The organism is Pantoea sp. SS70 (assembly GCF_029866845.1).
Taxonomy (GTDB): Bacteria; Pseudomonadota; Gammaproteobacteria; order Enterobacterales; family Enterobacteriaceae; genus Pantoea; species Pantoea leporis.
In genome coordinates this window covers 3137977-3159325 of record NZ_CP117199.1, presented here as the reverse complement: position 1 = coordinate 3159325, position 21349 = coordinate 3137977, and the positions used below count along the sequence as shown (strand labels likewise).

At 52.3% G+C, this 21349-nt stretch carries 20 protein-coding genes; 5 read left to right on the top strand and 15 right to left on the bottom strand.

Annotated features, from left to right (window positions below; all coding sequences use genetic code 11):
* Positions 1–23: 23 nt before the first annotated feature.
* Entirely contained in the window at positions 24–2747 is a 2724-nt protein-coding gene (gene mgtA, locus PO881_RS14595) for a magnesium-translocating P-type ATPase (RefSeq protein WP_110868283.1), read from the top strand.
* 134 nt (positions 2748–2881) lie between these two features.
* On the opposite strand, the gene PO881_RS14590 is transcribed toward mgtA, so the two are convergent.
* Both PO881_RS14590 and PO881_RS14585 read right to left on the bottom strand, forming a co-directional pair.
* Complete coding sequence (locus PO881_RS14590; protein ID WP_008101584.1) at positions 2882–3541, bottom strand: epoxyqueuosine reductase QueH; 660 nt, start codon at positions 3539–3541, stop codon at positions 2882–2884.
* 122 nt (positions 3542–3663) lie between these two features.
* Entirely contained in the window at positions 3664–4020 is a 357-nt protein-coding gene (locus PO881_RS14585) for a hypothetical protein (protein WP_110868297.1), read from the bottom strand.
* Between the two features lie 224 nt (positions 4021–4244).
* Here PO881_RS14585 and PO881_RS14580 point away from each other — a divergent pair, with 224 nt between their 5' ends.
* Positions 4245–4412 (top strand): hypothetical protein, encoded by a 168-nt coding sequence (locus PO881_RS14580; RefSeq protein ID WP_192411362.1) that lies wholly within the window; start codon positions 4245–4247, stop codon positions 4410–4412.
* Here the strand turns inward: PO881_RS14580 and PO881_RS14575 are convergent.
* A complete protein-coding gene (locus PO881_RS14575; RefSeq protein WP_192411363.1) occupies positions 4379–5233 on the bottom strand; it encodes a PA4780 family RIO1-like protein kinase in 855 nt (284 codons plus the stop codon). The genes PO881_RS14580 and PO881_RS14575 overlap by 34 nt on opposite strands.
* Before the next feature lie 244 nt (positions 5234–5477).
* Positions 5478–6170: a hypothetical protein gene (locus PO881_RS14570; RefSeq protein WP_280171993.1), complete on the bottom strand. Its 693-nt coding sequence runs from the start codon at positions 6168–6170 to the stop codon at positions 5478–5480.
* A 753-nt stretch (positions 6171–6923) separates the two neighbouring features.
* On the opposite strand from PO881_RS14570, the gene PO881_RS14565 reads away from it, so the two are divergent.
* The 3 genes from PO881_RS14565 (at position 6924) to PO881_RS14555 (ending at position 10304) form a co-directional block, all read left to right on the top strand.
* Complete coding sequence (locus tag PO881_RS14565) at positions 6924–7163, top strand: plasmid recombination protein (protein ID WP_280172909.1); 240 nt, start codon at positions 6924–6926, stop codon at positions 7161–7163.
* Positions 7164–7614: 451 nt separating this feature from the next.
* A complete protein-coding gene (locus PO881_RS14560; RefSeq protein ID WP_280171992.1) occupies positions 7615–8694 on the top strand; it encodes a DUF6602 domain-containing protein in 1080 nt (359 codons plus the stop codon).
* Positions 8695–9230: 536 nt separating this feature from the next.
* Complete coding sequence (locus tag PO881_RS14555; RefSeq protein ID WP_280172908.1) at positions 9231–10304, top strand: GGDEF domain-containing protein; 1074 nt, start codon at positions 9231–9233, stop codon at positions 10302–10304.
* On the opposite strand, the gene PO881_RS14550 is transcribed toward PO881_RS14555, so the two are convergent.
* From PO881_RS14550 to PO881_RS14500, 11 genes are all read right to left on the bottom strand, one after another.
* Entirely contained in the window at positions 10301–11914 is a 1614-nt protein-coding gene (locus PO881_RS14550) for a mechanosensitive ion channel domain-containing protein (RefSeq protein WP_280171991.1), read from the bottom strand. The genes PO881_RS14555 and PO881_RS14550 overlap by 4 nt on opposite strands.
* A gap of 65 nt (positions 11915–11979) precedes the next feature.
* Positions 11980–12783 (bottom strand): hypothetical protein, encoded by an 804-nt coding sequence (locus PO881_RS14545; RefSeq protein ID WP_280171990.1) that lies wholly within the window; start codon positions 12781–12783, stop codon positions 11980–11982.
* A gap of 28 nt (positions 12784–12811) precedes the next feature.
* Complete coding sequence (locus PO881_RS14540; RefSeq protein ID WP_176971617.1) at positions 12812–13099, bottom strand: YicS family protein; 288 nt, start codon at positions 13097–13099, stop codon at positions 12812–12814.
* A 49-nt stretch (positions 13100–13148) separates the two neighbouring features.
* Positions 13149–14162, bottom strand: a complete 1014-nt coding sequence (locus PO881_RS14535; RefSeq protein ID WP_280172907.1) for an HAD family hydrolase — start codon at positions 14160–14162, stop codon at positions 13149–13151.
* Entirely contained in the window at positions 14162–15178 is a 1017-nt protein-coding gene (locus PO881_RS14530; protein WP_280171989.1) for an oxygen tolerance domain protein, read from the bottom strand. The genes PO881_RS14535 and PO881_RS14530 overlap by 1 nt, the downstream gene beginning before the upstream one ends.
* Positions 15175–16701, bottom strand: coding sequence for a VWA domain-containing protein (locus tag PO881_RS14525; protein WP_280171988.1), 1527 nt, complete (start codon positions 16699–16701; stop codon positions 15175–15177). The genes PO881_RS14530 and PO881_RS14525 overlap by 4 nt, the downstream gene beginning before the upstream one ends.
* A complete protein-coding gene (locus tag PO881_RS14520) occupies positions 16698–17675 on the bottom strand; it encodes a VWA domain-containing protein (protein WP_280171987.1) in 978 nt (325 codons plus the stop codon). The genes PO881_RS14525 and PO881_RS14520 overlap by 4 nt, the downstream gene beginning before the upstream one ends.
* Positions 17668–18105: a DUF4381 family protein gene (locus tag PO881_RS14515; protein WP_280171986.1), complete on the bottom strand. Its 438-nt coding sequence runs from the start codon at positions 18103–18105 to the stop codon at positions 17668–17670. The genes PO881_RS14520 and PO881_RS14515 overlap by 8 nt, the downstream gene beginning before the upstream one ends.
* A complete protein-coding gene (locus PO881_RS14510; RefSeq protein WP_280172906.1) occupies positions 18086–19012 on the bottom strand; it encodes a DUF58 domain-containing protein in 927 nt (308 codons plus the stop codon). The genes PO881_RS14515 and PO881_RS14510 overlap by 20 nt, the downstream gene beginning before the upstream one ends.
* Positions 19012–20007 (bottom strand): MoxR family ATPase, encoded by a 996-nt coding sequence (locus PO881_RS14505; protein ID WP_280171985.1) that lies wholly within the window; start codon positions 20005–20007, stop codon positions 19012–19014. The genes PO881_RS14510 and PO881_RS14505 overlap by 1 nt, the downstream gene beginning before the upstream one ends.
* Entirely contained in the window at positions 20007–21299 is a 1293-nt protein-coding gene (locus tag PO881_RS14500) for an anaerobic sulfatase maturase (RefSeq protein ID WP_280171984.1), read from the bottom strand. Before PO881_RS14500 ends, PO881_RS14505 begins: the two co-directional genes overlap by 1 nt.
* Between the last annotated feature and the right edge of the window lie 50 nt (positions 21300–21349).

Below are 21349 nucleotides of genomic sequence, written 5' to 3'. Positions count from 1 at the left end.
CCGTAATAAAGAGGAATGTCACTATGACTGACATGAAACTCAACCAGGACAAAAAAGCCTGGAACACCACGCGCCAGCCGCGTCAAAAAACACCGCGTTACCTGATTGAAGATGAAGCCGGTTTTACTGCCGACGAAACGCTGGTGCGTCTGCGCAGCGATGCGCTCGGCCTGAGTGAACGTGAAGCCGAGGCGCGCCTGAATGTATATGGCCGCAATCAGGTCGAACACGACAAAGCGCCACCGGCGTTGTTGCAGTTGCTGCAGGCATTCAACAATCCGTTTATCTATGTCCTGATGGCGCTGGCGCTGGTGAGCTTTTTCACTGATTTCTGGCTGCCGCTGCGCAACGGCGAGGAGACCGATCTGACCGGTGTCATCATCATTGTGACGATGGTAACGCTCAGCGGTTTGCTGCGCTTCTGGCAGGAGTTCCGTACCAATAAAGCGGCGCAGGCGCTGAAATCGATGGTGCGCACCACCGCCACGGTGCTGCGTCGTGAGTCAGCGCAGCAAGCGCCGCTCAAACAGGAAGTCGATATCGCCACGCTGGTACCGGGTGACATCATCTATCTGTCGGCGGGGGATTTGGTGCCAGCCGATGTACGGCTGCTGGATTCACGCGATCTGTTTATCAGCCAGGCGATTTTGACCGGCGAATCGTTACCGGTTGAGAAATATGACGTCACCGGCCACGTCACCAGCAAAAGCAGCGGTGCCAGCGAACAGGGCACATCGCTGCTGGAACTGGGCAGCGTCTGCCTGATGGGCACCAACGTGTCCAGCGGCAGCGCCAAAGCGGTGGTAGTGGCAACCGGCAGCGAAACTTACTTCGGTAGCCTGGCGAAATCGATTGTGGGTAATCGCTCACAAACCGCCTTTGACCGCGGCGTCAACAGCGTGAGCTGGCTGCTGATCCGCTTCATGTTGGTGATGGTACCGGTGGTGTTGCTGATTAATGGCCTAACCAAAGGCGACTGGCTGGATGCTTCACTGTTTGCGCTGGCGGTAGCGGTAGGTTTAACGCCGGAAATGTTGCCGATGATCGTCAGCTCCAACCTGGCGAAAGGCGCCATCGCCATGTCGCGGCGTAAAGTGATCGTCAAACGTCTGAATGCGATTCAAAACCTCGGCGCGATGGATATTCTCTGCACCGACAAAACCGGCACGCTGACGCAGGACAACATCATTCTGGAGCATCATCTGGATTGTGCTGGCGTGGAGAACTCACGCGTGCTGATGCTGAGCTGGCTTAACAGCCACTATCAAAGCGGCACGCTGAATCTGATGGATCGCGCCATTTTGCAGTACGGCAAAAACCGCGTCAGCGAAGCGGTAAGCGATACCTATATCAAAGTGGATGAGCTGCCGTTCGATTTCATTCGCCGTCGCGTCTCGGTGGTGGTGCGCGATCGTCGTCTCAATCAACAGATGCTGATCTGCAAAGGCGCGGTGGAAGAGATGCTGAGCATCGCGACTGCCGAGCGTGAAGGCAAACTGGTGCAGCCGCTGAACGAAACGCGTCGTGCAGAACTGCTGGCGCTGGCACATCAATACAATGAGCAGGGTTTCCGCGTGCTGCTGGTGGCGAGCCGCGTGCTGGCGGAGCCGGGTTTACAGCAGCCGCTGAGCGTGGCGGATGAGCAAGGCTTAACGGTAGAAGGGCTGCTGACCTTCCTCGATCCACCGAAAGAGAGCGCCGCCAAAGCCATCGGCGCGCTGCGCGACAATGGCGTTAGCGTCAAAGTGCTGACCGGCGATAATCCAGTGGTGACCGCGCGCATTTGCCAGCAGGTTGGCATCGACAGCGGCGCGATCGTCACCGGCGACCAAATTGCCCTGATGAGCGACGAGCAGTTGGCAGACGCCGCCGCACAGAGTGCGGTATTCGCTAAACTCACGCCGCTGCAGAAATCACGCATCCTGCGCGCGCTACAGCAACAGGGCCACACCGTTGGCTTCCTCGGCGACGGGATTAATGATGCGCCGGCGCTGCGTGATGCTGATGTCGGGATTTCCGTCGATAGCGCGGCGGACATCGCTAAAGAGTCCTCCGATATCATCCTGCTGGAAAAAGATTTGATGGTGCTGGAAGAGGGCGTAATGAAGGGACGCGAAACCTTCGGCAACATCATTAAGTATCTGAACATGACCGCCAGCTCGAACTTCGGCAACGTGTTCTCGGTGTTGGTGGCGAGCGCCTTTATTCCGTTCCTGCCGATGCTGGCGATTCATCTGCTGATTCAGAACCTGATGTACGATCTGTCTCAGCTGGCACTGCCGTGGGACAAAATGGACCGCGAGTTCCTGCGTAAGCCGCGTAAATGGGACGCGCGTAATATCAAACGCTTTATGCTGTGGATTGGGCCAACGTCGTCGATTTTCGATATCACCACCTTTGCGCTGATGTGGTACGTGTTCGCGGCGAATACGCCAGAAATGCAGTCGCTGTTCCAGTCCGGCTGGTTTATTGAAGGCTTGCTGTCGCAAACGCTGGTGGTGCACATGCTGCGCACGCAAAAGATTCCGTTTATCCAGAGCCGTGCGGCGCTGCCGGTGCTGCTGACCACTGCGTGTGTGATGATCGCCGGCATTCTGCTGCCGTTCTCACCGCTGGGTGCGATGGTGGGATTGGTGCCGCTGCCATGGTCTTACTTCCCATGGCTGGTGGCAACGCTGCTCGGTTATTGCGTGGTCGCGCAGGGCATGAAAATGCTCTACATCAAGCGCTTTGGCCAGTGGTTTTAAACACATGGAGGTGAAATGCGTAACCGCAATCTCAATAAGGTGGTGTTTCACCTGATAATGATGATGGTTGTCATGGTGGTGTTAACGCTGGTGTTTCGTTAATAAAAAAAGGGCAGGATTTCCTGCCCTTTTCTTTACTCTTCGTCGGGCTGGTAATACTGCACGCCGATCTCAATGCGCTCGCGGCCGCTAGCTACGCGATGGCGATTGCTGTCGCGCAGCGAATAGATGCAGCCGCAATACTCCTGCTGATAGAAACGTTCGCGCTTGCTGATCTCAATCATGCGTGACGAGCCGCCACCTTTCCGCCAGTTGAACTCCCAATAAAGCATATCGGGATAGTGCGCCGCCGCGCGCACGCCGCAATCGTTAATCTGCTGCATATTCTTCCAGCGCGAAATACCGAGTGAACTGGTGATTACCGGGAAACCGTTTTCATGTGCATACAGCGCGGTGCGTTCAAAGCGCATGTCGAAACACATGGTGCAGCGCACGCCACGTTCCGGTTCCCACTCCATGCCACGTGCCCGCTCAAACCAATTGTCTTTATCGTAATCGGCATCAACAAAGGGCACGCCAAACTGCTCGGCAAAGCGGATATTCTCCTCTTTACGCAGCTCATACTCTTTCAGCGGATGAATGTTTGGGTTGTAGAAGAAGATGGTGTAATCGATGCCGGAAGCCAGCATCGCTTCCATCACTTCGCCCGAGCAGGGCGCACAGCAGGAGTGCAACAGGACTTTGTTATGACCGTTGGGCAAGGGCAGCGGCTGGCGGGTAAAGGTGTCAGACATGAGCATTATTGGTTAATGGAGTGTTGGGTAAAGTCTAAGGGGATAGCGTTAAAGATGCAAAGTTGAGGAAAACAGGCAATAAAAAAGGCCGCAAACGCGGCCTCTGGATTGAGCGACGAACGTTATTCAGTCACTTTCTTTTTCAGATCGCTGGCACCTTCTTTGGTTTTATTCCAGCCTTTCTGCGTGCCTTCTTTGGTGGCATCCCAACCTTTCTCAGAACCTTCTTTGGTTTTGTTCCAGGCTTTCTGCGTACCTTCGCTGGCTTTGCTGGTCAGGTTATCGCTTTTGCCTTCTGCCGCATGCTTCGCTTTCAGCTGCTGCTCTTTACCTTCGTTCTGCGCCTGATGCAGTTTTTCTTTAGCGGTGTTCGCACCGGCCTGCGCGTTAGCGACAGTTTCATCAGTTGCATGTGTGGTCGCGGCAAAAGCCGAAGATGCCATCAGAATGGCTGACAGTGCAATAATAGTCTTTTTCATAATTCCCTCTTTCATGAAATATGTCGTCTCAGGTAATCATCCTGGCACAGGCCGGGATGGAAAGATTTAAGAATAAACCAGGAATGAAAAAGGTCTAGTTTCGCTGGCAAAATCACCAGTAGATAGCATTTTAGGTTGTTGCAGGAAGGGATAAGAGCCACCTGAGCGGTGGCTCTGCAATATTAATCTGCTATCTGTCTGGCGCAGCATAGCAGTGGCGCAACGTGCAACGGTTGCGTACCGAGGTTGGCAATCAGGGATTGAACGTTACGCTGGTAACGTTGTGGAATCCGGGTGGCAATAAACACGCGATAGTCGAGGCGTTTATCGCCAGCCTGCCAGAGCTGTGGAGCCGCCTCTACTCTTCGTCACGCTCTTTAGCGGCGCGCTGACGATCATAGAACTCATCTTCGGCGGCGATGATCTCATCCATCAATGAGTTCATATCCACTTCATGCACCTCTTCTACGAAGAGACCGGTGAGCGGCGTTTCTGGCGTCAGCTTTCCATCTTCATATAACTGCCAGATCTCTTTCGCATAGCGCGTTTGCAAAATCTGCGGAGCATATTGCCCGTAATAGGCGGTGATATTGTTCACATCGCGCTCAAACATCGATTCAGCGTGGTTGTTTGCCGCGGCATCAACCGCTTGTGGCAAGTCGATAATCACCGGTCCGTTGGCATCCTGCAGCACGTTGAATTCCGACAGGTCGCCATGAACAATGCCGGCGCACAGCATGCGCACGATATTGCGGATCATGGCATCGAAATCCTTCAAGGCGTTCTCTTCAGTCAGGAACACATCGCTCAGGCGTGGCGCAACCAGACCTTCTGCGTCTGTGACCAGCTCCATCAACAAAACGCCGTCGATGCAAATGTAGGGCTGCGGGACGCGTACGCCAGCATTCGCCAGGCGGAATAACGCATCAACTTCCGCGCTTTGCCAGGTCTCTTCTTGCTGCTTGCGCCCGAATTTCGACCCTTTTTGCATCGCACGTGAATTACGGCTGTTGCGGACTTTGCGCCCTTCCTGATAATGCACGGCCTGCTTGAAACTTCGTTGTGTGGCGTCCTTGTACACTTTCGCACACTGGATTTTGCCGCCCGTTAACACGGTATAAACGTCAGCTTCTTTGCCGCTTCTTAGTCTTTGTAGTACTTCATCTACCAGGCCATCATCGACGAGAGGCTGGAGTCGGTTTGGGATTTTCATGCGAGTCGCCTTGAAAGAGTCCAGATACAAAAAAGCCCGTAAGGCTTGCGCCATACGGGCTCTTAAGACTTCATCGAATGACTCTGGTAATCATCGATGGAGAATTTTGGTGGGCTGGCGGAGTCTGAATAAGGAATATAACTTAATGAAAATAAAATGTTTTATTCAATTCAAGTTTCCTTTGTATACCTAAACGTATACCAATTCAGGAAAGTAACAAGCCAAAACTCGAAATTGGACCATCTTATCTCATCAGCGAAATAGCTGATTTAATATACTCTTCATGAGGTTTGAACCTCGACATATGCCGCACACACACAACCGGAACCCGCTGGCTGTGGAATTTAGCATAAAAGGCGTATGTGGTGTAATACCCTTTAGGATGCGAATACTTCAATGTACCAGCCTCGCCAAAATGTTTGAGTAACAAACTGGCGGCGGACAGTGAAGTCAGCCCATTGCTATAAGCAATAATCACCTCTGGATTGCAAAGCTGCAGCGTTACATTTTCGAAGAAGCCCATAGAGTTTTTCACGAGTTGCTCAACGGATAGATTCTGCCTCAATGCTTCCTTTTGAATGGATGCTGCATTTTGGGAGCACATCATAATAGCGTTTGTGTAAACGACATCCTGCCAATCATAACCAAGCCCTACAGGGATTTGTTGCAACCTCTTCGCGAGGTGAGTTATTCCCCAGGCACCTTCGATTCCGTTCTGAACATTTGAGATGGTAGGGGACTCGAAATCTTTCTGAATGGATTGCGCGTTGGTAATGTGAGCATCTACGAGGGAACCATTGAATCCCATCATTATTACGCGCTTTCGATCTGGAGGAGATGCTAAAAGTTCAAAGGCACTGTCGTAAGGCCTTCCTGGTAAATCGCTTAAGGCAAAGTCTGCTAAACCATCTAAGATGAATTTTTTTGTGGCTTCCATTTGAATCCCTTCGATGAAAATCATCACTTCATAATACGTGAAAAAAGTTTTTTTTGGATTTATCCTTCACAATGTTCACCTTTTGTTTTTCTTAAACAAAAACATGGAATTAAGTGATGATTGTTCTATGAATGGTGAGCGGTATCATTCACCGCTGATGTAGCATGGCCGCAAAAAAACGGCCTCCGCCGGTTCAGGTTAGTCTTATTGCTGTTGGATCATCACATTTCGGCAGGCATTCGCTGCCATGCATCTCCAGCTTCGTGCGTCGCCACACCCTCCCGCATGATGCTCTCAAGCGACAAACCCAACATCTTCATACTTTGCGAATTTTTGTAGCGTTGGCCCCCAATATAGGTACCCGCGAAAATCGACTATTGAATCGACGTCTCGTTTGAGGCCTATGGCTTCATCCGAATTTTGCAGGACTGAAGCGTAACTCTTGCGTACTGTGGCAAGCTGAAATACTGCATGAGCTAACACATGATGACGGCAGGCTCTCCGCTGATTTTTCTTTTAGCTGCGTAGCGTGCGCTGATGTCGAACGTACACCAAAAAATGAATACGATGTGTCCGAATCGTCAGATCAGGCAATGAACTGATTACAAGATTTAATACCAGTAAAACGCCTAAAGGATGCTGTATTAGCCCTCGAGTACGTTATGAAAGCGAGTCCACAACAGCAGGCTGAATTTTTCGCCCGCTATTAGCCATAGCTTGAAAAAATACGGAAAGTATCGTGTTGTAGCTATTGTGGTTCATCGCGATGAAGCTACCCCACATCTTTTTGTATTTGTGGTGCTGTTGACAGATGACGGAAGGTTATCTGTAAAAGAGTTCTTTGGTGACCGTTCTAAAATGCGTGATGACCAGAGTTCTTATGCAGAGTCAGGGAAAAAGCTGAGATTGGAACGAGGCATAGAGGGAAGTCACACCACAAACCATACAGTTCTACACTATTACAAATCATTAAGCCGTGGAATGCTTAATTAGGTATCGATATCTCTGGAATCGCTGAAACGAAAGGTGTTACGGAAAGCTTCTTAACTAAAGAGGCAGAAAATTTGACTAGTGTAGTTAAGCGTTTGAGTAAGGCTGTGAATGATGGATTTACAGCCATTATCACTCTTGCCTAGTAGAGCCACCAGAACGAGAAAAGAATAAGATTAAGGGTGAACACTAAAAGTGTCTACACTGCGTTACTGAGCCGTTTAAGGGATTGAATCAAGACCAGATGTAGGAGATTTTTCAGATGTCTAAGATTTTCCAGCAAGAAAATCAAGAGCGCGAGCTAGAAAAACGAATTAAAATGAAATTTATGGACAATCTCGTGATTATGGTGACTTTGAACATTAGTTAATTATTATATATAGTACTTAATAGTGTAAGGTGATTCACAAGTTAAAAAATCAATAGTAATCGAAAGAGAGATTGGAACATTTATATGAGCATTATTTCAGAAAAGATATCATCGAGGATAAAAACATTAAAACAAGAGTTTGCTGTAAATAAAAATGTAGAACATCAGGGGGTGAAAGGTGGTTTGAATGAAGTAGAGTTGATAAAAATAATAAAAGACGTCATTCCAAGAAAGTATGAGATTTCAAGAGGTATTATTGAGAACTCACGTGGAGAGCAATCAAATGAAAGTGACGTTATTATTTATGATAATGAAATCTTACCGCCATATATAAACAATGATCTTGCCTTCGTTCCTATCGAAGCAGTTAGATATAACATTGAGGTTAAATCAACTTTAACAGCGAAAGAGCTAGAAACAACAATTGGAAAATTTAGAAGATTTCGATCAATTGGTGGAAAGTCTCCTACTGTTCTATTTGCATTTTCAAGTAATGCCAAGAAAAGCGAACTGAGCAGATATTATGATAACGATCCTGATTTTTTGGCAAACCCAGCCATTGGCGTACTCTGCATTTCTGATAAGTGTTACTACTACAAACATACAGAGATTAAGTATTTAAAAGACTATCTTAGCAATTCTGATATTCTTAAAAGTTTCATGGGTGATGATAATATGAAAATGTCAAATTTTACATATGTCATTCAAGACACTTTAAAAAATGATGATTTTCTATCTAGTTTAACGAGATCTCAATTTGCTTTATTATTGCAATCTTCTATTCAAGCCAACAAAATAATTTCCGATTTTGACACAAGAGAAATCACAATAAACGGCATTAATTTTAATGAAATAACTTTTAAAATACACCAGTGGATTGGAGTTGAGTGTAACGATAATGATGTTGAATTATCACTTTTTTCTGGAATATCAAACACATTATCTAAAGAATCATTTGGTAATTACTTACTTAACGAGAGGAAAGCAGATCCCAAGGTTTTTTCGATATGCTGTGAGGATATGTGGGGTAATTTAAGTTGTCAGAAATTTGATAAAAACGGTCTAGGTGACGAATTTAAAAATTTCAGCTTCAGTTTTGAAAGCTCAGCTGAGGAAAGTAAAATAACCTTTTACTTTAAACAAAACCCAACACAGAAAAAATAAAAATCGTACAAGACGGATACTGTCGTCCACCAGAAGGATTATACCATTTCGCCCTGTATGACGCTGGGGCCGCTTTTCAATACTCTTTTATTATTACTAGTAGTACCCTTCCTGATAAACTGGGGGTTCAGGCGATAAGTTTTGCTCCGCCCAATCCTCGGTCCTTATGTAAGATCCCGGTAGCAATACCATTCACTTTGAGAGTATATAGTAGTTCAAGGTCCGTTCCTCGCTTAAAGCGGACGTTGCCACGCGCGAATGTAGGCCGTGTGCCAGAAGCGGACATAATTGAGATTGGCGTATTTCCTTGATCATTGGCTGATTTAGCGCCGTCAATTGAACAGACACTGAACACCGGATATGTCGTTTTGAACTTTTGACTCTGATTTATCAGCATGACATTGGCACATGGAATAGTTCCCTCTATTACACTGAAGAGTAATTACTCATCGATAAGGCCATCGGGGATGGATAAGCGTTCTGGCGGTCAACGACGTGCTTTTGATACGGCGATAGAATGGCAGGACCGTAATGATATGGTCAGGCAAGCGCTACACATCAGTATTCCCTGGTTCACGTTTGTGAACGTCAGCTTTGCTTTGATAATTTTTTTTCGCAATGTCCTCATTAGCGGTTTTGACCGTTCAATCAGCAATCAGGCAGAAATACTTCCTCTCATCAATGGCATTGCGGTCGGCATCACTGCTTTATCCTGCTTACTGGCTTTGTTGATCTATCGTCTTCCCGCCAGATTTACATCTGTCAGCCTAGGTTTGCTGCTGGTTCTCAGTTTGATGTGGAGCTACTGTAGCTATAATTTCATCGTCTGGTGGCACCTGCCCTTTGCCTGGCCCCTCAGTGTGATTCTTATGCTCACCGCACTGGCCGCGCTCTATTATCACCCAACGGCTCTTTTGTTCTTCCTAACCCCGTTATGGTTAACCGCTCTGCTGGCAAGCATGCAACTTAATCAGGGCATCAGCGTGCGATTTTTGCTGGTCTGGCTCATCCTCACCACCATTCTGATTTATGGCCGCTATATCCTGCAGCGCTGGTTTGATGAAGCCTGGCGACGTTATCAGGAGAACAGGATGCTCATCGCGCGACTTGATGTCATGGCGCATCAGGATGCACTCACCGGAACAGCAAACCGGCGATCTTTGGAAAACTATTTGAAGGACGCTATCCACCAGAATTTGCCGTTTGCACTGATCATGCTCGATGTGGACTATTTCAAACGCTACAACGACCATTACGGCCATCAGGCCGGGGATGATTGTCTGGCAAAAGTCGCCGATGTGTTGAAATCGTCGGTTCGCACGCCCGCCGATCTGGTAGCCCGCTACGGAGGGGAAGAGTTTGTGGTGGTGCTGCCAACGGCCTCACTCGACGAAGCCGCTCTGGTGGCAGAACGTATACGGGCAAGCCTGCATGCAACTGCGCTGCCGCATCGCGCTTCCGAGGTCAGCAAAACGGTAACTGTGAGCATGGGCATCGCGGTTTCCGGCAGTAGTGATAGCGCGGCCGGCATTATTGCCCGCGCTGATGAAGCACTCTACCGGGCAAAACAGCAGGGACGAAATCGGTGGGTAAAGCAAAAACCGGCTTAACCTTCATCGCGGACATCCTTGTTCGCAGGAGGCGAAAACCAGTTTGACTTTGTCACAATCACTGGCTGATCCGGCTGACTGATGAAGTTAGGCGACATGATCTGCACGCCGAATTCATTGAACACATCCTGTATATGTCCGTGAAGAATACTTCTTACCCCGGCCAGCGATTCTCCCGCCTGAAGCCGGACCTGAAGTTCATAAGCCACATACCAGTCCTGCAGCGCCAGCTGGCGGACCACTGGGGTAATGCTGCGGTTAACTCCTTGTGTGCGACTGGCGGCCAGCTCCAGCATCGCTTCAACCTGACGCCAGGGCGTGTCATAACCAATGGTGACGCTGGTCGTCATATTGACGCCGTCGCCTTTCAAGGTGGCGCTCAGGTTTACGATTCTGCCGCTGACGACCACCGCGTTGGGAACCGTCACCTCGTAATTCTCGCGGGTCAGAATTTTCGTTGCCAGCATGCCCACCTCGCTGACGACGCCTTCATGCTCGGCAATCCTGATCACTTCGCCTTTTCGCAGCGCGCGGGAATAGGTCAGCACCAGGCCGCTCATGGCATGGTTCATTACGCCTGCCGAGCCCAGTGTCAGCATCAGTCCGAAGAAAACGCTAATCCCTTTGAATGCGAGCGAATTAGCGCCGGGTAAAAATGGATACGCCGCCGATAAGGCGAATAACCAGATGACAACGCTGATGAGTTTCCGGGTGACGCCAACGGTATCCGGATGCAGGCCCGGCAGGTGTAACTGCCCGGTCTCAACGCGTCTCAGCACCAGCCGTAGCAATCGCGTCACCAGCGCCGTGATCAGGAAGATGACAATAACAATCAGCATGCCCGGCAGCGCGGAAAGGATTGCCAGCCCGAGACGTTGCAGCAACCCTACCGCATAACCTCCCAGCTCCATGCCCCAAATCCGCGTCCAGGGAAAGAGCCGCAACACCCAACTGACCCAGATGTAAAATGCCACGAGGAAGGCCACGGTAAGTACAATGGCATACAGCCGTACCTCAATGGGACCAAGAAAAGTGCGCAGTGCACCCGGGAAACTTTTCCGCTGAGCACGTCTTGCGTCATATATCCGCTTCAGCCAGGCATAAGAGCGCAGGGCAAACAGGATAAACGCGATCAGCAGTAGCGCACCCACAAGGCTTTTACCCGCAGAGAGCAATAGATATTGCGATGAGTACTGCTCAGACAATGATTGCCTCAGCGTGTCCAGACGGAACCGGAGGCGCTCTGCGGCCTGTTCCAGCGTCAGATCGTCCCCTTCATCCAGATCGCCCTGCGCCAGTAACATAAAAGGTTTGCCGTTGACGGAAAAAAGCACAGCTGACTGTTGGTAGCGCGTCAATGTGTGCATCATTACCGGTTGAGCAAGGTCATTATCATCAAGCGTACGCAATATCGTCACGATGCGCTGGACGCGCTCCTCTGGCGTGGTCAGGCCAAACTTTGCCTGCAGCATCACCACAGGCTGATTAAGCAGATACAACGTCCGCGCTTTTTCCTGTGCCGAAGGCGCCTGACGCGGCTCCGCGCCCAGTGCGTTTTGGAAAGTGAAGAGCAGCAGGAAACCGCACAGACACATCACCGCTTTAATCATTTTTGCCTCCAAAGCCGTACATTGCCTGGCGGTAAATCCGTCCGTAAGGCAGCCATCAATGCGTATTATTGAAATTGCCAGGTATACGAAATCAGAAAGCGTTTGTCGGGATCGTCCAGATAGGTGTTGTTGTCCATAATGAACGTCAGAAGGTTTACTGAACTATGTTTATCAAATTTGTAACCAGCGCCGATCCCGCCAAAATAGCCCCGGTAATGTTCACCTTCCTCATTTTTTGACCCATAAGAGCCTGCCGCAAAGCCGATCATCGTCAGTTCAGAGGTCAGCGGTCGAAGGGTAAAGGCGCCCAGATAGCCGCTGCTACCGGAAGTGGTGATGGTGCTGAAACCATATTCGGAGGGAATACCATCAGCGAACTGAGGCGCTTTACAATCTGCTGGATTTCCGGTGCTGCAGCCGGTTATCTCACCGGTGTTGTAGGTATATCCAGCCATGGGGAATATCTGGAAACCGGCTGGCGCGAAGCCAAAATAGCTGAGAGGGATAAAGGTTCCGACGGAATAGTTAGTCTGGGAAGCGCCATTGGTATACTGGTTTTTACCAAAATTAAAGTTGACGATGCCTACCGGAAACAGCCATGACCCGCCCACACGCCACTCGCTGGCATCACTGTTAACGCGCGCGTTCAGTTTTTTTGCCTGATCCAGCGCGACCGAACCGGAGAAAGAGAGATTACTGTCGTCCATGTCGTAGGTATCTGACCATGAAACGCCAACTTTAGTGGTTACCTTTGTTGGATCATCATCAAGTTTGTCGCGATTATCATTAACTCCAGCACTATAAGCCGACTGACTTAAAATAAGCAGCCAGAGAGACCCGCTCCATACAATCCCATTATTTCGTGTCATTGCTACTCTCCGGCCAGCCAGTAAATAGTCAATCCGGGCATTTGACCTGGCTCAGGAAGGTCTGATACCGCTGTTGGTTGTTTTCGGTCAGCGCTTTTACGGCTGACAGCACGGCAGAGTTATCATGGGTGCTATCCAGAAAGTGAGTGCGTAATTGTTCATCGGATACCGTCGTCGGTATCTGACACTTGTGGCGCAGGTCATCGGTAATTTTCTGCTGCCTCAGTGCAAAGGCCAGATTTTCATAGGCCGAGTTAGCCTGGGCGACCATAGGTGACATCAACAGCGTCAAAACGATGGGTATCAGGTATTTCATATTTCCTCCCGGCCTGTTTCGGCCATAATTAGTAACCCGGCTAAGCCACTCACTGATTGCCTTGAGTCGCGGCACACTGCGCAGGGTCAAACACCGTTTTCCACTCTTTCTTCATATCGACGATGACCCAACCTTTTTGCGGTGCCAGTTTGAGCCCGCTAATAAGTTTGCCACTGGCGGGCGGATGCGCGTCGTAGGCATATTCACGCGCAGCATCGGTGTGATGAACCAGTAAACCAAAGGATTTGTACGTCGGATTAGCGGAAGTGTACTGAAGCATCGGCACATCGCCGTCGCTGTTACCGAAGGCACCGACCGGACGCCGCCCCATGAACAGATGGATGGCGACCGGTTTCATCGCTTCATCATCGTAAAACGCGCCGTTCATGGTTTTACGCAATTGCGTACCGTTGTCGGTCAGAGAGAACTCACTCAGCGAAAAGGAGCCGACCACCTGTTCAGGCGGGATGCCGTACATTTTTTCGGCCAGTACGCGCATAAAATCGATGCCGCCGCCGGACACAATCCAGGTTTTGAAGCCGTTAGCGCGCAGATAATCGAGCAGCTGGCGCATCGGCTGGTAGCCCAGTTGATCATAGCGACAGCCAAAACGTGCATGCCGGTGGCTATCGACCCAGTTACTGACGCGCTGGCTAAATTCTTCCGTCGTCATGCCGCTGTGCGTCAGCGCCATCAGCTGCATCAGCCCCTTTTTGCCAGCCTGCACCACGGTTTTCATATCCTCGTTAATCACTGCCTGCACCAACGCATCGCTTTTCCATTCCGGATGCTGTGGGGCGAGGCGTTTAATTTCATCAATAACGAATTGCAGCTGAAACGTCAGCGGCGCTTCCGGCCACAATGTGCCGTCATTATCAAACACCACATAACGTTGATTTACAGGGATGAAGTCTTTGCTATTCGCTGTGGTGGTTTCATGCACCCACGTCTCAATCGCCTGTTTGGCGTGACCCTCATTCCAGCTACTGAGCGGATCGTCTGCCGCAAAAGCCGAACCAAGATGAGCAGTAATCAGCAATGCCAGCAGGGGTTTTAATTTCATCATCTTTTCCTTTTGGTCGGAATGAGGTCAGGCAGCGGGACGGTCCGCCAGTATTCGCGCGTGCGATGGACCAGCCGTTGCAGGCTATGGCTAAGGGTGCGCCGGAAAAAGAAGCCCAGAAGAAGCAGCGCCAGTACCATCGCCGATCCCGCCAACAACGGCTTCCAGTGCGTCGGGGCGCGAGCTTTCAGCGTCTGTTCACTGCCAGCTGGACGCGCTGCCGCAATGGTGTAATGCGCACCGGGTAATTCGGCCAGTTGCCACTGATGCTGGCGCGTATCCCACCAACGTAAACGCAAAGGCGGGATCACCAGTTCGCCGGACTGAGAAGGCAGATAACGCAGCCGTTCTTCACGCTGAGCGCCGACAATCTCATCCCGCCCTTGCGTCAGGTTGCTATTGATCGGCGGCAAACGTTGCGCACCGGAACCGGGAATGGCATACAGCAGCTGCGGGATTTGCACCGCAATCACATCGGTGGCACGCAATGTCACCACGCGCTCAATCACGTCACCAACATGTAACTGCTTATCTTCTGTTGCGCGGTAAAGTTGCCATTGCTGCGAGAGTTCAAGAGTGCTGGCGGGTAAAAAACGGTCCGGCTGACGCACATCGGCAGGCCAGTTGACCGACTTCTGCAGGACCGGCAGCGACACCGTTTTTGGCGGCTGATTCGCTGAACGCATCACCACATCTGCGGCAGGAAAGCGAAGTGTGCCCTGATCCCACGCCATCACCTGACGTTCCATGCGGATGCCGCTCCAGCTGATACCGTCGCTATTGCGCGTAACCAGTTGGTTGGGCAGTGGCGTGTTTAGCAGGTTACCGTTCTCAATCACCATTTCCGGCCATTGCGGCGGCGGATTAAACCAGCTGTCCGTCCAGAAGGTCACAGCAATCGTGATCGGCTGTCCTGGCACCAGTTGTTCCGGGGCAATCAACTCACGCATCATGGTCATTTCGGCGCGCACCGGCAGGCTAAGTAGCAACAGCAGACAAAGCAGAAGTCGCTTCATGGTGCCTCCGCCGGCGCTGAGCGGTAGAGATTCTCCAGTAAACCGCCGGGCGAAAGGGTCAGATTGCTATACCACTGTTCAGCCGAGGGCGCGGCGGCGGCGATGGGCTTCATATCCAGCTGGTTCACCCCCTGATCGGGTTTGAGATCGTGCTTGATGGCGTCAGGGTCTTCATCTTTTTGCTCATGCTGATCGGCCTGCCGGTCGCGTTCTTTCTGCCGCAACTGCATGATGATACGGGAAATCTTCGCCCGATTCTCCTGAGCCATTGCCCATTCAGGCCGTAAACTCAGTGCCTGGTCGTAGCTGTTCAGCGCCTGCTGCCAGGATTTTTGCTGAGCGTAACAGTTGCCAATCCACAACAGACTTTCAGCCGTGGCGGGAACCTCACGAAAAGCCCCCAGCGCCTGGACGTAATCCTGGGCGTAATAGAAGGCGATGCCGCGTCGCAACGGATCCTGAAAACGCTGGGCGGCGGCATCATAGTTACCGTGATTGAAGGCGAATTGTCCCTGCACATCGGGGCGGACCCAGGCGTCCAGCAGTGCGGCTGAACTGCCAGGAGACCAGATAAATAACGGCAGCATCACGACAGCCAGACAGAGCAGCTGTTGCCGCCACAGCAGTAACAGCAGCAATACAGGAATGACCAGCAGATAGCCGCTGTTCTTCCACTGCAAATCCTGTCGGCTGTTCTGCTGCGCCGTCACGCTCTGCTGAATGTTACCGTTGACCGCGCGCAGATCATCATCTTCGGCAGATACCAGCGTCACCGGAATGCCGCCATCGCGAATTTGCTCGAAGCGCGCGACGTTAAGTCGCGTATCAATGCCCTGAGATGCCTGCGCTTCCGGCAATCTACCACCGTTGGCCGTGCCCGCCACCCAGATCTGCAGCGGCAGATTTTGCTGCCGCAGCCAGTCTGCGTCCTGTTGTGCGACACTATCAGCAACCAGTATCAGCGCACGTGGAGCGTCAGGCGTTGAAGGCAGATTTTTAAGCGCAAGGGCGACCGCCTGCCGCAGTCCTGATCCCTCGCCCTGCGGTACCAGCGTGGGCTGCTGTGCCGTCAGGAAGAGGTTATAAAAATCCGCATCATTGGTTAGTGGTGTGGTGAGCCAGGCATTTGCGCTGTAAACCACTAAACCAAAGTGGCTGCCGGGCAGCTGCGCCATCAGCGCGGCAATTTTCTGCTGCATACGCTGATGACGGTCAGGCGGCACATCCTGCGCCAGCATGCTGAGATCCTGCTGCATGATCACCATCACATTGTTTTCTGGCGTGAAGGCGGCAGGCAAGTCGCGTTGCCAGCTCGGACCGGCTAACGCCAAAACCCCTAAGGCAAACAGCCACGGCAGTACTTGTCGCGCCCGCACACGCTGGCCTTTGATCAACGCATCCGCAAACGGCTTTTCCATCACACGATGCCAGGCACTGCCTGAGCGCTGGGCCAAAAAATAGAGCAGCGGACAAAGCAGCAAACCCAGTAATCGCCAGGGATAAATGAAGTGGAAATCGCTCATGCGCGTCGCCTCATCATGGTGCTGCTAATGGCAAACAGCAGTAACACAAGTAACGCGAAGGCTAACGGCCAGATAAACAGCGGGCGATGCCAGGATAAACCCAGCGTTTTCACCTGTTCCGGCGTCTGCGCATCAATTTGCTGCCAGACCTGCGCCAGCGCATCGCGGTTGGTGGCGGCGCGCCACGCGTTACCGCCGGTGATATGAGCAATGTTTTCCAGCAGCGCCGTATCGACTTTATCCTCACCGCTGCTGTTGACATCACCAAAGGCGATGGTGTGCACCATAACGTGATGCGAGGCGGCGAGCTGTGCGGCGAGCGTGGGTTGCAGTTGAGAGGCGGTGTCGTTGCCATCTGTCAGCAGAATCGCCATTTTCGAGGCATCGGCTTCAAGGCTGTGGTCCAGCAGTTTCACCGCCACGCCCAGCGCATCGCCTATTGCCGTTTGCTGACCAACCATGCCCGGTGCGAGCTGGCTGATGCGCGACTGCAGCGCCTGCTTATCTTCGCTGATCGGCGCGAAAGGCCACGCCTGACTGGCAAAAATAACCAGACCGATACGATCATTTTTGCGCTGGCTGATAAAAGTACGCACCGTTTGCTGAACCGCTTGCAAGCGCGTCTGACCGTTCTCACCGTCGTTTTTTTCCATTGAGCCGGAAACATCGAGAATCAGCACAATATTGCGCATGGGTTTTATCAGCGTTTTTGGCGGCATCAGATATTCCGGCCGGGCAAGTGCAGTAATCATTAATATCCATACCGCCCAGAACAGCAGCCGATGTTGCCAGCTGGCTTGCGGTGCGGGTGCCGAGAGTTGCAGGGCTTCAGCCAGTTCAGGTAAAAAAGGGACCCGAACCTGTTCACTCACCGGCTGCTTTGCAGGAAACAGATAGTGAGTCAGCAACGGTAAAAACAGCAGCACGCCCGCCCACGGCCAGGCAAAATCAATGCGCGAAATAAACTCAGACATGAGGCAGCGTCTCCAGCCACTGGCGTAACTGCAGGGCAATACGCTGATTGATACTGCTTTCCAGCCGATTGTCCGGCTGACAATATCGACGACACATCAGCGTGCGCAATTCTTCGTCCAGCGATGTCTGCGCCAGAAGTTGTTCAGGCGTTTGCCACTGGCTGACCTGGGCGCGCGGGTGTTGCACCAGCAGCACCCGCTTAATCAGTGCAATCCAGCCGTCTACCTGCTGTTGCTCAAGCTGTTTTCTCGCTTCGCGGCGCCAGCGATTGCGACGAAAGCGGGCGAGCCCTACCAGCAGGGCAATCAACATCGCCAGCAACAACATCACGCCGAGCACCATCCAGCCTGCAGGCAACGGGAACCATGACGCGGCGGCGGGCAAAGCGGGATGTGCCAGTTCCGGCGTGCTAAATCCTTTTGCCAGCATGCACGTCCTCCTGTTGTAGCTGCGGCAGAACCGCCTCACCGGTAACCACGGTTTTTACCGTAATGCCCAGGCGCTGTAACCGGCGCTGCTGCTGCGACAGACGCTCGGTGACGCTCTGCTGAACCCGATCGCTGAGCTGTGAGGTGAGATTGAGTGTGGTGCTGACATCCTGGTAATAAGCCGCCAGCTGGCCGCGCGGCGGCAGGCGGCGATGAAGATCATCAAGCGTGACGTAGGCGGTAATTTCGCAGCGGCGGCGCAGATGAGCTAACACCGCATCACAGCGCGCATCAAGATCGTGAAAATCACTGATGATCCCCAGCCAGCTGCCGGAAGGCAGCAAACGGACGATACGTTGCAGCGCGTCTGACAGAGAGACGGTTTGGCGAGGGTGTTGCGCATAATGCGCGGGAAGCTGTGCATTGATGCGCTGAAGGTCAGTGAGGATCGGCATCAGGTTGCGTTTCGGCGCGCGGCAGGGATGCAGCGCCAGTTCATCATCGCCCAATATCGCGCAGCCCAGCCGATCACCATCATGCCAGCTTCGCCATGCCAGCAATCCGGCAATGTTTCCGGCGGCCACCGATTTCATCTGCATGCGGGTTCCGAAGTACATCTCCAGTCGCTGATCCACGAGGAGAAATACCGGGCGTTCCCGTTCCTCATTGTAAAGGCGAATCCATGGTGTACGCAGGCGGGCGGTGGCTTTCCAGTCAATCAACCTGACGTCATCGCCCGGCTGATAGCGGCGTAAGCTATCGAAATTCAGCCCACGTCCCTGCTGGCGGGATACGCGTTCACCGGTTAACGCGCCGGGTGGGATTTGCCCCGGCGGATTATCGAGTCGCTGAGCGTCACCTTCCAGCGCCATCAGATCGGCCATTTCCAGCGTCAGCGGCTGCGGCATCATGCCACCACTGCATTAAGAAGCATGGCGATTGCCTGATCGGCTGTGCAGTTGTCGGCGTTGGCCTGATAGCTCAGAAGCAGGCGATGGCGCAGCACGGCTGGGGCAATGCGTTGAATATCTTCAGGCAATACTGCATCACGACCATCCAGCCACGCGCAGGCGCGACCACAGCGATCAAGGGCCAGCGTGCCGCGCGGGCTGATGCCGAGGCTGATATAACTGGCAAAGGCATCGCTGACCTGATCGGGATGACGCGTCATCTCCACCAGATTGACGATGTACTGTTCTACCGTAGGCGCCACATATACGGAGGCAATTTCACGCCAGCAATCGGCGATGTTCTGTTGGCTGATCAGCAAGTCAGTTTCTGGTGTAGGAGCTTCATGCTGCGCTGCCTGGTATTTTGCCTGCTGCTCAGCACGCACCAGTTGCATGACCAGTTGCTCATTCTCTTTCGACGGATAATCGACAATCACTTTCATCAGAAAACGGTCAAGCTGGGCTTCGGGTAACGGCCAGGTGCCTTCCTGATCGACCGGGTTTTGTGTCGCCAGCACCATGAATATCCCCGGCAGCGGCCAGGTTTTGCCCGCAACGGTCACATGACGCTCTTCCATCGCCTCCAGCAGCGCCGACTGCACGCGCGCTGAGGCGCGGTTGATTTCATCGGCGAGGATAATGTTGCCGAATACCGGGCCGGGACGAAAACGAAACTGATCCTCTTCACGCGTGGCATTTTGCTGATAAATTTCGCTGCCGGTAATATCGGAAGGCAGCAGGTCAGGCGTGAACTGAATGCGACGGAATTCGCCTTCGATGTGACGCGCCAGTTCACGCACCGCACGGGTTTTCGCCAGACCCGGTAGGCCTTCCAGCAGCACATGCCCGTCACACAACAAGGCGACGATCAGCATCCGCACCAGCTCCTGCTGTCCAATCACCTGCTGATTCATACTGGCTTCCAGCGCCAGCAGCTTTTCACGATTATTCATTAGGCAGGTTCCACCGTCTGACGTTCCAGCAGCGTGACGATGCCTACCAGCATCGGCTGCGCATAATCAAAGAATGCTTTAATGCCGGGGCAGAGATAATTCATGCCCAGCTCGCCTTCTTCACTCCTGACGATGCGGTTTTTCGGGCATTCGCCATAACAGAGTTTCAGGTAAGGGCAGCGTTTGCAGGCAGCGGGCAGCGTATCGCGCTTACCTAAACCAAAGGCTTTTTGCCGCTCGGAAAAGGCCATGTGCGCCAGTTTGGTGCTCTGCACATTGCCTAACTTGTATTCGGGATAGACGTAGTGATCGCAGGAGAAGATGTCGCCGTTTTTCTCAATTGCCAGGCCTTTGCCGCAGAACTCTGAGGTGATGCATATCTGCGCCGGCATCCCCATGGTCTGCGCCACCGCCGTTTCAAACAGGTTGACCTGCACGCGGCCTAAATCGTTGTTCACCCACTCTTCGAACACCGCAATTAAGAAGCGTCCCCAGTCATCCGGATCGACAGACCAGTCGGTGACGATGGAGTCGAGGTCGCCGGGGCGCGCGCGGCGTGAACCGGTTACCGGAATGGTGTCGTCGTGCCAGAACTGCGGTGCCGTTTGCTTGAAATCAACCGGCTCAACGCAGGGATTGAACTGGATATAGGTGGCACCCAGTTCGCGCGTCAGAAAACGATAAACCTCAAGCGGGAAGCGCGCGTTGGTGCGGTTGACGGTAACCAGAGCGTTAAAGGGAACATGATGGCGCTTCAACGCAGCAACGCCCGCCATCACTTTTTCAAACGTGGGTTTACCGCTGCGCGTCACGCGGTAGCGATCGTGCAGTTCAGCCGGGCCATCAATCGAAATGCCGACCAGGAAATTGTGCTGACGAAGAAAGCGCGCCCAGTGGTCATTAATCAGAATACCGTTGGTCTGCAGATCGTTTTCAATGCGTTGCCCCGGTTTCTGATATTTCTTTTGCAGTACCACGATTTTTTCAAAGTACTCCAGCCCCATCAGCGTCGGTTCGCCGCCTTGCCAGGAGAAAACCACCTGCTCGCCATCCTGGCTGTCGATATATTGCCGGATGAAGGTCTCCAGCACCTCATCGCTCATACCGCTGTGTCTGTCCTGTTCCAGAAGCTGTTCTTTATGCAGGTAAAAGCAGTAGTTGCAGTCTATATTGCAACGCGACCCGGTCGGCTTTGCCATGACGTGAAAACGGCGGGTGTAAGCCGGTCCTTTGCCGCTGAACTTTTCCGCCGTAGGCAGCGGTTTAACCGGCAACGTTGTGCTGTATTTCATGAACGTCTCCTGAGTACCGGGTGAAGTAGTTCACCCGGTGTTGTGGTCAG

Bases quoted from the DNA above. Each gene is read 5' to 3' on its own strand.
- mgtA (WP_110868283.1), top strand. From the start codon at position 24: ATGACTGACATGAAACTCAACCAGGACAAAAAAGCCTGGAACACCACG.
- PO881_RS14590 (WP_008101584.1), bottom strand. From the start codon at position 3,541: ATGTCTGACACCTTTACCCGCCAGCCGCTGCCCTTGCCCAACGGTCAT.
- PO881_RS14585 (WP_110868297.1), bottom strand. From the start codon at position 4,020: ATGAAAAAGACTATTATTGCACTGTCAGCCATTCTGATGGCATCTTCG.
- PO881_RS14575 (WP_192411363.1), bottom strand. From the start codon at position 5,233: ATGAAAATCCCAAACCGACTCCAGCCTCTCGTCGATGATGGCCTGGTA.
- PO881_RS14570 (WP_280171993.1), bottom strand. From the start codon at position 6,170: ATGGAAGCCACAAAAAAATTCATCTTAGATGGTTTAGCAGACTTTGCC.
- PO881_RS14560 (WP_280171992.1), top strand. From the start codon at position 7,615: ATGAGCATTATTTCAGAAAAGATATCATCGAGGATAAAAACATTAAAA.
- PO881_RS14555 (WP_280172908.1), top strand. From the start codon at position 9,231: ATGGTCAGGCAAGCGCTACACATCAGTATTCCCTGGTTCACGTTTGTG.
- PO881_RS14550 (WP_280171991.1), bottom strand. From the start codon at position 11,914: ATGATTAAAGCGGTGATGTGTCTGTGCGGTTTCCTGCTGCTCTTCACT.
- PO881_RS14545 (WP_280171990.1), bottom strand. From the start codon at position 12,783: ATGACACGAAATAATGGGATTGTATGGAGCGGGTCTCTCTGGCTGCTT.
- PO881_RS14540 (WP_176971617.1), bottom strand. From the start codon at position 13,099: ATGAAATACCTGATACCCATCGTTTTGACGCTGTTGATGTCACCTATG.
- PO881_RS14535 (WP_280172907.1), bottom strand. From the start codon at position 14,162: ATGAAATTAAAACCCCTGCTGGCATTGCTGATTACTGCTCATCTTGGT.
- PO881_RS14530 (WP_280171989.1), bottom strand. From the start codon at position 15,178: ATGAAGCGACTTCTGCTTTGTCTGCTGTTGCTACTTAGCCTGCCGGTG.
- PO881_RS14525 (WP_280171988.1), bottom strand. From the start codon at position 16,701: ATGAGCGATTTCCACTTCATTTATCCCTGGCGATTACTGGGTTTGCTG.
- PO881_RS14520 (WP_280171987.1), bottom strand. From the start codon at position 17,675: ATGTCTGAGTTTATTTCGCGCATTGATTTTGCCTGGCCGTGGGCGGGC.
- PO881_RS14515 (WP_280171986.1), bottom strand. From the start codon at position 18,105: ATGCTGGCAAAAGGATTTAGCACGCCGGAACTGGCACATCCCGCTTTG.
- PO881_RS14510 (WP_280172906.1), bottom strand. From the start codon at position 19,012: ATGCCGCAGCCGCTGACGCTGGAAATGGCCGATCTGATGGCGCTGGAA.
- PO881_RS14505 (WP_280171985.1), bottom strand. From the start codon at position 20,007: ATGAATAATCGTGAAAAGCTGCTGGCGCTGGAAGCCAGTATGAATCAG.
- PO881_RS14500 (WP_280171984.1), bottom strand. From the start codon at position 21,299: ATGAAATACAGCACAACGTTGCCGGTTAAACCGCTGCCTACGGCGGAA.